Annotated in this window: 11 protein-coding genes; 10 read left to right on the top strand and 1 reads right to left on the bottom strand. The window is 69.1% G+C overall.

The annotated features are described in order from the left end of the window. On the bottom strand, positions 1-780 hold the full coding sequence (gene fabI / locus VI480_RS11480) for an enoyl-ACP reductase FabI (protein WP_323672984.1): 780 nt from the start codon (positions 778-780) through the stop codon (positions 1-3). 198 nt (positions 781-978) lie between these two features. On the opposite strand from fabI, the gene npdG reads away from it, so the two are divergent. From npdG to VI480_RS11530, 10 genes are all read left to right on the top strand, one after another. Next, positions 979-1,785: an NADPH-dependent F420 reductase gene (gene npdG / locus VI480_RS11485; RefSeq protein ID WP_323672985.1), complete on the top strand. Its 807-nt coding sequence runs from the start codon at positions 979-981 to the stop codon at positions 1,783-1,785. 54 nt (positions 1,786-1,839) lie between these two features. After that, positions 1,840-2,958: a cysteine--tRNA ligase gene (gene cysS / locus VI480_RS11490; protein ID WP_323672986.1), complete on the top strand. Its 1,119-nt coding sequence runs from the start codon at positions 1,840-1,842 to the stop codon at positions 2,956-2,958. A gap of 32 nt (positions 2,959-2,990) precedes the next feature. Beyond that, positions 2,991-3,566 (top strand): hypothetical protein, encoded by a 576-nt coding sequence (locus tag VI480_RS11495; protein ID WP_323672987.1) that lies wholly within the window; start codon positions 2,991-2,993, stop codon positions 3,564-3,566. A 2-nt stretch (positions 3,567-3,568) separates the two neighbouring features. Next, positions 3,569-4,162 carry a CDP-alcohol phosphatidyltransferase family protein gene (locus VI480_RS11500; protein WP_323672988.1) on the top strand — a complete coding sequence of 198 codons (594 nt, stop codon included), beginning with the start codon at positions 3,569-3,571 and terminating at the stop codon, positions 4,160-4,162. Positions 4,163-4,284: 122 nt separating this feature from the next. Then, a complete protein-coding gene (locus VI480_RS11505; protein ID WP_323672989.1) occupies positions 4,285-5,184 on the top strand; it encodes a phosphatidylinositol mannoside acyltransferase in 900 nt (299 codons plus the stop codon). Between the two features lie 152 nt (positions 5,185-5,336). After that, a complete protein-coding gene (locus VI480_RS11510) occupies positions 5,337-6,422 on the top strand; it encodes a glycosyltransferase family 4 protein (protein ID WP_323672990.1) in 1,086 nt (361 codons plus the stop codon). Positions 6,423-6,504: 82 nt separating this feature from the next. Beyond that, complete coding sequence (locus VI480_RS11515; RefSeq protein ID WP_323672991.1) at positions 6,505-7,311, top strand: hypothetical protein; 807 nt, start codon at positions 6,505-6,507, stop codon at positions 7,309-7,311. 48 nt (positions 7,312-7,359) lie between these two features. Next, positions 7,360-8,259: a pyridoxal 5'-phosphate synthase lyase subunit PdxS gene (gene pdxS / locus VI480_RS11520; protein WP_323672992.1), complete on the top strand. Its 900-nt coding sequence runs from the start codon at positions 7,360-7,362 to the stop codon at positions 8,257-8,259. Positions 8,260-8,280: 21 nt separating this feature from the next. Further along, positions 8,281-8,922 (top strand): pyridoxal 5'-phosphate synthase glutaminase subunit PdxT, encoded by a 642-nt coding sequence (gene pdxT, locus VI480_RS11525; RefSeq protein WP_323672993.1) that lies wholly within the window; start codon positions 8,281-8,283, stop codon positions 8,920-8,922. A 66-nt stretch (positions 8,923-8,988) separates the two neighbouring features. Continuing rightward, a partial coding sequence (locus VI480_RS11530) for a YebC/PmpR family DNA-binding transcriptional regulator (RefSeq protein WP_323672994.1) occupies positions 8,989-9,722 on the top strand: 734 nt, incomplete at its 3' end.

Consider the following 9,722-nt stretch of genomic DNA (forward strand, 5'->3'; position numbering starts at 1 on the left):
CTACGCACCCATGGCGTGGTAGCCGCCGTCCACGTGCACGATCTCGCCGGTGGTGCCGCCGAACCAGTCCGACATCAGCGCCAGGGTGCTGCGGGCCACTGCCTCGCTGTCGGTGATGTCCCAGCCCAGCGGTGCCCGTTCGGTCCAGGCGTCCTCGAACTCGGCAAATCCCGGGATCGACTTGGCAGCCATGGTGCGGATGGGTCCCGCCGAGATCAGGTTCACCCGGATGCCCTGCGGTCCGAGCGACTTGGCCAGATAGCGCGCCGCTGATTCGAAGGCCGCCTTGGCCACGCCCATCCAGTCGTAGACCGGCCACGCCACGCTGGCATCGAAGGTGAGCCCGACCACTGCGCCTTTGGCCTCCGCCAGCAATGGCGCCATCGGCGACGTCAGCGAAGCGAGGCTGTAGGCGGAGATATTCAGCGCCGTGGCGACATCCTCCCAGGGGGCGTGGAGGAAATTGCCTCCCAGGCAGCTCGCCGGCGCGAAACCAATGGCATGCAGCAGACCGTCCAGTCGGCCCCAGCGCTGCTCCAGATCGGCTCGCACAGCCTCGATCTCGTCGGGCAGGGTGACGTCGCACGGCAGCACATCGGGCGGGTCGGGCAGCCGCCGGGCCGCTCGCTCGGTAAGCCGGATGCCCCTGCCGGCGCCGGTGAGCACTACCTCGGCGCCGTGCTCCTGCGCCAAGCGGGCCACGTTGAACGCCAGCGAGGCATCGGTCAGCACGCCGGTGATGAGGAACTTCTTGCCTTCCACGATTCCGCTGCCCGCCACGCTCTCGCCTCCGCTGGGTGTCTGGGCGCTGCCGCGTACAGCACCGTTCTTCGCCGGACGCTACCGCTGCGCCACGCGCCACTTGGGTGCCGCTGCCGGCGGGAGTGCACGTGATCCGGCGCGCCGAGGCCGAGCCACCGGGCGAGACGCCGGCCGGTCACATTGCTGCCGGGCGCGCTCGGCCGTACCGTGAGCGCCGTGCCAGCAGATGCAACCCCCAACGGGTCCGCTGACGGGGTCGCTGCAGCGAGTCCCGGAAGCAGTGCCGAACCCACCCGGATCGGCATCATCGGCGGCACCGGGCCCGCGGGCGCCGCATTGGCAGCCCGGCTGGCCGACATCGGCTGCGAGATCACGCTGGGCTCGCGTTCGAAGTACCGGTCGATGGAGGTGGTGGACAACATCGTGGATCGGTGGCCCGACCGTCACCTGCGCATCCATCCCGGCGCCAACAGCCTCGCTGCAGCCGAGCCCACGGTGGTGATCGCAACGCCCTGGGATGCGGCGGCCATTACCGCGAGGGACGTGGCTGAGCACCTGCGCGGCAAGGTGGTGGCCACCATGTCCAACGCGCTGGCCCGCGTCGACGACGAGTTCGTGCCGCTCATCCCGCCGAGAGGCTCCGTCGCAGCCTCGGTGCAGGCGACGCTGCCTGACTCGCGGGTTGCGGCTGCCCTTCAGCACGTGCCCGCGACCGAGCTCGGCAATCTCGACGAGCCGGTGCACGGCGACATTCTCATCTGCAGCGACCATCGCGAGGCCACCTGGCACATCGCCGAGATCGTGGATCGCATGCCCGGCGCACGGGCGCTCGACTGCGGCAACCTGTCCAACGCCACCGCCATCGAAGCCTTCACTGCTGTGCTGATGCAGCTCAACACCCGGTACCGCACCCGTGTCGCGCTCCGGCTCGTGGGGTTGGATCACGTGCCGATCAGCGTGCTGGGCGGCGGGCCGAGCGGTACCGACGCAGTCCAACCGGCCGCTGAGACTGTCCCCGACTGATCCGGCCCGGCTGATCCGATGAATCAGGATCTGCAAGCAGGGCGATGAAGCCAGATGAAGCTGTACGAGACCCAGCGGCGAGCTGTCGTGCCGCTCGACGCACAGCCGGGAAGCACCGTGCGGATGTACGTGTGCGGCATCACGCCCTATGACGCCACCCACGTCGGTCACGCTGCCACGTTCCTGGCCTATGACGTGCTCCAACGGCGATTGCGAGACCAGGGATGCCGCACCCGCTGTGTGCGCAACATCACCGACGTCGACGACGACCTGCTGTCACGGGCGCGCGCCATGGGCGTGCACTACCTGGACTTGGCTGCGGGGTCGCTCGCCGCGTTCGATGCGGACATGGCGGCGCTGGGCCTGCTGCCCGCCGACGCCGAGCCCCGGGCGACATCGGCAATCGCCGACATCCGGCGACTGATCGGAAGGCTGCTCCGCAGCGGCCATGCCTATCGCACCAGCGAGAACGTGTACTTCGACGTCTCGGCGGCACAGAGCTTCGGCGAGCTGAGCGGCCTCGATGCCGCCGAGATGGTGGAGCTGGCGCGCAGCCGCGGGGGCCGGCCCGACGACCCCGACAAGCGCAACCCTCTCGATTTCGTGCTCTGGCAGCGTTCGGCGCCCGGCGAGCCCGAATGGTCTTCCGCGTGGGGCCTCGGCCGGCCGGGATGGCACGTGGAGTGCTCGGCGCTGGCGCTGGAGCATCTGGGCGAGACGGTTGATGTGCACGGCGGCGGCAGCGACTTGGTGTTCCCGCATCACGAGTGCTCGCGGGCGCAGTCGGAAGCCGCGACGGGGCGGCCGTTCGTGCGCCACTGGATGCACACATCGATGGTGCGGCGCGACGGCGTCAAGATGTCCAAGTCGGCTGGCAACCTGGCGTTCGTGGCCGACCTGCGGGAGCGCTGGGAGCCCATGGCGGTGCGTCTGGCGCTGCTGGGCGCGCACTACCGGTCAGACTGGGACTGGTCTGAGGAGCTGGTTGCCGACGCAGCCCGCCGTCTCGAACGCTGGCGGGCCGCGGGCCGCGGCGACGGTGCGCTGGCACGGATGCGAGCACGTCTCGACGATGACTTGGACACACCCGGTGCCCTCGCCGAGATCGATGCTGCCGCCGATGCTGGCGAGCCGGTCAGCGACGCAGCCGCCCTGCTCGGCGTGCTGCTGTAGGACGCGCGGGAGCGCCGGTAGCGTTGGCCTCGATGGCCGAGCCAGACGAACTTGGCGAGGTACGCGACGAGCTTCCGGAGGACTTGGACCGAGGATTTGTCGGCGCGTACAAGTTCCCCGACAATTCGCGGCGCAAGATCACCGGCGCGCTGTGTTTTGCTGTGGGTGTCTGGGCTGCCACGGCAGCGCTCTCGTTGGGCAGCGATGCGGTGCTGCTCAACACCGGGGTGGTCACGGGCGGTGTGCTGCTCGCTCTCGCCGGCATCTACCAATTCGCCGCGGGACGCCGGTTCGCTGTCAATGAGAACGAGGCGTTGGTAGCCGCCGTCGCTGACGTCGGTTTCGCTGTGGGGCACGCCAGTGCCCAGCTCGGCTGGCGCGGCTGGATGAGCCGCCCGACATGGCGCGTGCTCGTCTACTCAGCGGAAGATCCGCCCGAGCGGCGGGGCTTGGTGCTGGTCGACGCTCTCAACGGAGCGGTGCTCGAGAAGTGGGTCGAAGACAATCCCGAGACCTGGATCGAAACGGCGTCGGCTCCTGCTGCTGCCGAAGCGGATGAGGCCGACGCTGGGACAAGCGCGACTGCGGCATCCGGCGACGCGGGCTGACGATGTTCGACGGCAAGTTCCGCAAGGGCGTCGACAGTGTCACGGCTCCGATCGGGCGGGGCCTTGCGGCGATCGGCCTGAGCGCGGATGTGCTCACGGGGCTCGGCCTCGTCATGTCGGCCGCCAGCGCCATCGCCATCGGCGCTGGCCGGCTCGTGCTGGGCACTGTGCTGCTGGTGATCACCGCGCTCTCAGACCTCCTTGACGGGCCGGTCGCAGCGGCCCGGGGCACTTCGTCAAGCAGGGGCGCTTTCTTCGACTCGACGGCAGACCGGGTCACCGACGGCCTGCTGCTGGGAGGCATCGCGTGGTATCTCGCTGGTGAGCACGGCGCGCAGTGGGCGGTGTTGCCGATGGCAGTGCTCGGTGTCAGCGCAGTGATCTCCTATGAGCGAGCCAAGGCCGAGCTGCTGGGCTTCGAAGCCAAGGGCGGACTGATGGAGCGTGCCGAGCGGACGGTGGTGCTCGCTGTCGCGGTTGCCTTCGAAGTACTGCTCATTCCGCTGCTCTGGGTGCTGCTGGCGCTGTCTGTGGTGACTGCGGTAATGCGCTTTGTGAAGGTGTGGCGCCAGGCCAGCGCACGCATGTCGCAGTGAACGCAGTGCCACTTCGAGGGCGCGTGCGCGATCTCGCACGCCGCCTGCGAGGGCGGGACAGGGCACGCCGCCTGCGAGGGCGGGACAGGGCACGCCGCCCGCGAGGGCGGGACAGCGCAATAGTGCTGGGGTATCAGGTGGGGGCGTCAGCCGCCCGGCTGGCCCCGCTGTGGCTCTCCGAACGCGTAGCCAAACTGGCCGGCCCGGTGCTCGCCCGGCTGATGCCCGCCAAAGCAGCCATGGTCCGGCGGCATCAGGCGCGCGCGCAGCGCTGGGCCACAGCCTCGACGGACGATCTCGGCCGGGCCACAGCGGCTGCGTTCAGCTCCTATGCCCGCTACTGGCTGGAGTCGTTCCGCCTGCCCGCGCTCAGCGAGCTCACCTTGGACCGGGGTATCGACGTGCCGGCCTATCACCACGTGGAGGAAGCCCTCGAACGTGGCAACGGCGTCATCTTGGCCCTGCCGCACCTCGGGGGCTGGGAGTGGGCCGGGTTCTGGATGGCGACAGTCAATCGATTGCCCATCACCGTGGTGGTAGAGCCGCTCGACCCGCCGGAGCTCTTCGAGTGGTTCGCCGAATTCCGTGAGCGACTGGGTATGCGAGTGGTGCCGCTGGGACCGAACGCCGGACGCGAGGTGCTCGGTGCCCTGCGACGGAACGAGATCGTCTGCCTGCTGTGCGACCGTGACCTCACCAGCGACGGCATCGAGGTGACCTTCGGAGATGAGCGAACCACGCTGCCGGCAGGTCCGGCGATGCTGGCGTTGCGATCAGGCGCCGCCCTGCTGCCGACCGCCGTGTATTTCCGCCCCCGGGGCAGGCATCTGGGCACGGTTCGGCCGCCGATCGATGTCACGCGGCACGGGCGCCTGCGCGACGATGTGGCCGCGGTCACCCAGCGGCTCGCCGACGAGCTGGTCACGCTGATCGCCGCAGAACCGCACCAGTGGCATCTCTTCGGCCCGAATTGGCCATCGGATCGAACCGTCGGTTCAGGCGACGCTGCCGACGCTCCATAGAAGCGAGCTGCGATCGGTCTTGTTGTGGCGTCTGTGCCGCGCCTAGCGTCACGTTCGACAGTGAGTATTCCCGCGCGGATCGCCGGCGAGGTTCGCCCGATCTGATGCGCCCATCTGATGCAACCGCCCCTTCGACAGTGAGGAACGGCTGAGTGAGAATCGGGATCATCTCGCCGTACAGCCTGACCAGTGCCGGCGGCGTCCAGGTACAGGTGCTGGGCTTGGCGCGAGCCTTGGCCGCGAACGGTCACGAGACGAGGGTGCTGGCGCCCTGCGACGGCGCACCGCCTCAGACCGGTGTCACGCCGCTCGGCGCGAGCATCCCCACGTTCGCGAACGGGTCGGTCGCCCCGATCGCCCCCGACTTCGCCTGCACGCTGCGCACCGTGCGGGCACTGCGCGATGAGGAGTTCGACGTTCTGCACTTGCACGAGCCGCTGTGTCCCGGGCCGACGCAGACGGCGCTGTTCCTGCGCTCTGCACCGACGGTGGGGACCTGGCACGCAGCGGGCGGCAGCCTCGCGTATCTGGTGCCGGGCACTCGATGGCTGGCGTCTCGGATCGATGTTCGGGCCGCAGTATCGGCCGACGCCGCCGAGATGGCCCGCAACGGCGTCGGCGGCGATTACGAACTGGTCTTCAACGGCGTCGAGCTCGACCACTTCGACGACGCGGTTCCCAAGCGCAACGAAGCGCCCACCATCGCCTACATCGGCCGCCACGAGCCGCGCAAGGGCCTCACGGTGCTGCTCGAGGCCATGTCACGGCTGCCCGAAGGCATCCGGCTGTGGGTGATGTCGCGCGGCCCGCAGACCGAGGAACTGCAGCGCCGGTACCAGCGCGACACGCGCATCGAATGGCTGGGTCGCGTCAGCGAGGCCGAGAAGCTGGCGCGCATCAAGGGTGCCGACGTGCTGTGCGTGCCGTCGCTGCACGGCGAGAGCTTCGGCGTGGTGCTCCTGGAAGCGATGGCAGCGCGCACGCCGGTGGTCGCGAGCGACCTGCCCGGCTATCGCAACGTTGTCAGCGTCGGCGACGAAGCCGTTCTCGTGGCCCCGGGCGACCCGAAGGCGCTGGCGAAGGCACTCGTCGGTGTGCTCAGGCGCCCCGACCGAGCGGCCGACTTGGTCGCAGCGGGCCGTCAGCGGGCCGAGCAGTTCTCAATGGCCCGCCTGGCGGATATCTACGCGGACATGTACGAGCGCGCCATCGCCCAACGGGCCTCCGCCGAAGGCTGAGCCGTCACCGGACTGGCGTGATCATCGCGGAATGCGACACATCGGCGTGTTGCGGGGCAGCGGGGGCGGTTGAATGCAGCGGGTGGACCCGCTGTTCGCCATCTATCGCAGCCGAGCCGACAAGCTGCTGGCGGAGTTCTGGGCCGTGCACCTAGTTGCGGCAGCCATCGTCGGCGTGCCAGTGGCGCTGTTCACCGGGCTCGGCTGGTGGGTGCTGCCAATTGCGCTCGCCGCGGCATGCGTGCTCGCGGCCGTCGAACTGGCGGCGGGGGAGCGACGCCTGCAACGAGCGCTCGTCGGAGCCGTCTCGGGGACGAGCGATGCTGACAGTCATCCTCGCCTGGAAAACGTCGTCGACGGCGTCTGCCTGCTCGTGGGCGTTCCGGTGCCGACGCTCGCTGTCGCGCCGAGCTCGGCTGCGAATGCGACGGCATTCGGCCGACGGTCGGATCGCTCCACCCTCGTCGTCACCCAGGGTCTGCTCGACGCGCTCAATCGCATCGAGCTGGAGGCCGTCGTGGCGCGGCTGCTGACGCAGATTCGTGATGGACGAGCTGCCTACCTGACCACCGCCGTGACCACGGTGGGGTTCCCGGCGCTGTTGTGGCCGGCTCTGTGGCCGCTGGTGCAGGCTCGCACCGAGCGCGAGGCCAGCACCGGCAGTGACTTCGACGACGATGCCGAAGCCGTGCGACTGACCCGCTACCCGCCAGGTCTCGCCGATGCGCTCGAGACGATGTCGGCGAACGGTGTGCGCACGGATGCGCCTCGTGTCACCTGGCCGCTGTGGCTGGCCGATCCGAGGGCGGACGCAGCCGTTGCTCCGGACAGCCTGCCCGACTACCGGGCCGACCTCGAGACGCGGGTGGCGGTGCTGCGCGAATTCTGACCATCACCTCCTGGGGGCAGCACTGGGGGCGTTCCCTACACTGAGCGCATGAATTCAGGTGACGGAGCGTCTCATCTGGTCGGAACGGTGCGGGTCAAGCGCGGGCTTGCCGACATGCTCCGGGGAGGCGTCATCATGGATGTCGTCACGCCCGAGCAGGCCAAGATCGCGGAGGACGCCGGGGCAGTCGCCGTCATGGCGCTCGAACGCGTGCCAGCCGACATTCGTCGTGACGGCGGCGTCGCCCGCATGAGCGACCCGGCGATGATCGAGGGCATCCAGGCGGCCGTGACGATCCCGGTCATGGCCAAGGCCCGGATCGGCCACTTCGGCGAGGCCCAAGTGCTCGAAGCCCTCGATGTCGACTACATCGACGAATCCGAGGTGCTGACACCCGCAGACGAGGCGCATCACATCGACAAGTGGGCGTTCACCGTCCCGTTCGTGTGCGGCGCCACCAACCTGGGCGAGGCGCTGCGGCGCATCTCCGAGGGTGCCTGCATGATTCGCTCCAAGGGCGAGGCCGGCACCGGCAATATCGTCGAGGCCGTACGCCATCTGCGCTCGATCACGGGCGACATCCGCAAGATCACCCAGGCCGATGCTGCCGAACTGTTCGATTGGGCGAAGCAGCTGCAGTCGCCGCTCGGGTTGGTGCAGGAGATCGCCGAGACCGGACGCCTGCCGGTGCCACTGTTCTGCGCCGGCGGCATCGCGACGCCAGCCGACGCGTCGCTGGTGATGCAGCTCGGCGCCGAGGCCGTCTTCGTCGGCTCGGGCATCTTCAAGAGCGAAGACCCGGGGCCGAGGGCCGAGGCCATCGTCGAGGCCACCACGCACTACCGCGATCCGTCGGTGGTGGCCAAGGTCAGCCGGGGTCTCGGCAGCGCCATGCCGGGTCTCGAGATGGAAGGCCTCGAGACCAAGCTCGCCGAACGCGGCTGGTAAGAGCAGAATCGCCGCGCATCGGTGACAGCGAGCGACAGCCAGCCGCTGATCGGCGTTGTCGCGCTGCAGGGCGCTGCTGCTGAGCACGTCGCCGCGTTCCGGCGCGCCGGGGCCAGAGCTGTCGAAGTCCGCGTGCCAGCAGATCTCGACGGCGTCGATGCCGTGGCGCTCCCGGGCGGCGAGTCGACCACGATGTCGCACCTGCTCCGCACGAGCGGGCTGTTCGATGCGCTGTCTGAACGCTTGGCCGGCGGTATGCCGGCGTTCGGCACCTGCGCGGGAATGATCCTGCTCGCTGTCGATGTGCTCGACGGCCGCCCGGATCAACGCTGCTTCGGCGCCATCGACATCTCGGTGCGCCGCAATGCATTCGGCCGCCAAGTCGCCAGCTTCGAGGCCGAGCTCACCGCCGACGGCCTCGATGAGCCCTTCAAGGCGGTGTTCATTCGAGCACCGTGGGTGGAGCGCGCGGGGGACAGCGTCGAGGTGCTCGCCGAGATCAGTCCCGCCTCGAACTCGTCAACCGACGGCGCTCGGGCATCGGTCCCTGTGTTGTGCCGCTCGGGACCGATCCTGGTGTCGAGCTTCCACCCGGAGCTGACGGCCGACGACCGCATTCACGAGCTCTTCCTGGACATGGTCGGCGCCGCCTTGGCCCGCTGAGCGGCCGAGCGCGGCAGACTGTCGCGGCTGCACATCCTTTTGGCACATTTCGTTCGGGAGGGGTCTGTGTCCGGTCATTCCAAGTGGGCCACGATCAAGCACCGCAAGGGTGCCGCCGACAAAGCGCGCGGAAAGCTGTTCGCGAAGCTGATCCGCCAGGTCGAGGTGGCCGCACGCGAGGGCGGCGGCGACCTCGACGCCAATGCGACGCTGCGGACCATGTACCAGAAGGCCCGCGACAACTCGGTGCCGCTGGACACGATCGAGCGGGCCATCAAGCGAGGCACCGGCGAGCTCGAGGGCGTTTCATACGAGCAGGTCACCTACGAGGGCTACGCACCGGGCGGCGTGGCCATGTTCGTGGACGTGCTCACCGACAATCGCAACCGCACCGGCTCGGAGATCCGCAGCGTGTTCACGCGCGCCGGCGGCTCGCTGGCCGAACCCGGCGCGGTGGCGTGGCAGTTCGAGCGCAAGGGCGTGGTAGTGGTGCCTGCGGGCGAGTCGGAGCCCGATGGGTCTGCGGCAGCAGGCACGGTGCCCGATGAAGACGAGTTGATCCTGGTGGCGCTCGATGCCGGCGCAGAGGATGTCGAGCAGGAAGGCGATACCTGGCGGGTCACCGCCGCTGCCGGAGACACGATGGCGGTGCGTGAGGCCATCGAGGCAGCGGGCATTGCGGTGACCTCGGCCGACCTGACCTATGCGCCGCAGAACCTGATCGAGCTGACCAGCGTGTCGGAGGCCAAGCAGGTGATGGCGGTGCTCGACGCGCTCGACGAACACGACGATGTGCAGGG

Origin of the sequence: Candidatus Poriferisodalis multihospitum (assembly GCF_028283155.1) — a bacterium.
Lineage (GTDB): Bacteria > Actinomycetota > Acidimicrobiia > Acidimicrobiales > Poriferisodalaceae > Poriferisodalis > Poriferisodalis multihospitum.

What these genes read in the sequence shown, in the direction of transcription:
- cysS (WP_323672986.1), top strand. Translation starts at nt 1,840, where the DNA reads ATGAAGCTGTACGAGACCCAGCGGCGAGCTGTCGTGCCGCTCGACGCA.
- VI480_RS11495 (WP_323672987.1), top strand. Translation starts at nt 2,991, where the DNA reads ATGGCCGAGCCAGACGAACTTGGCGAGGTACGCGACGAGCTTCCGGAG.
- VI480_RS11500 (WP_323672988.1), top strand. Translation starts at nt 3,569, where the DNA reads ATGTTCGACGGCAAGTTCCGCAAGGGCGTCGACAGTGTCACGGCTCCG.
- pdxS (WP_323672992.1), top strand. Translation starts at nt 7,360, where the DNA reads ATGAATTCAGGTGACGGAGCGTCTCATCTGGTCGGAACGGTGCGGGTC.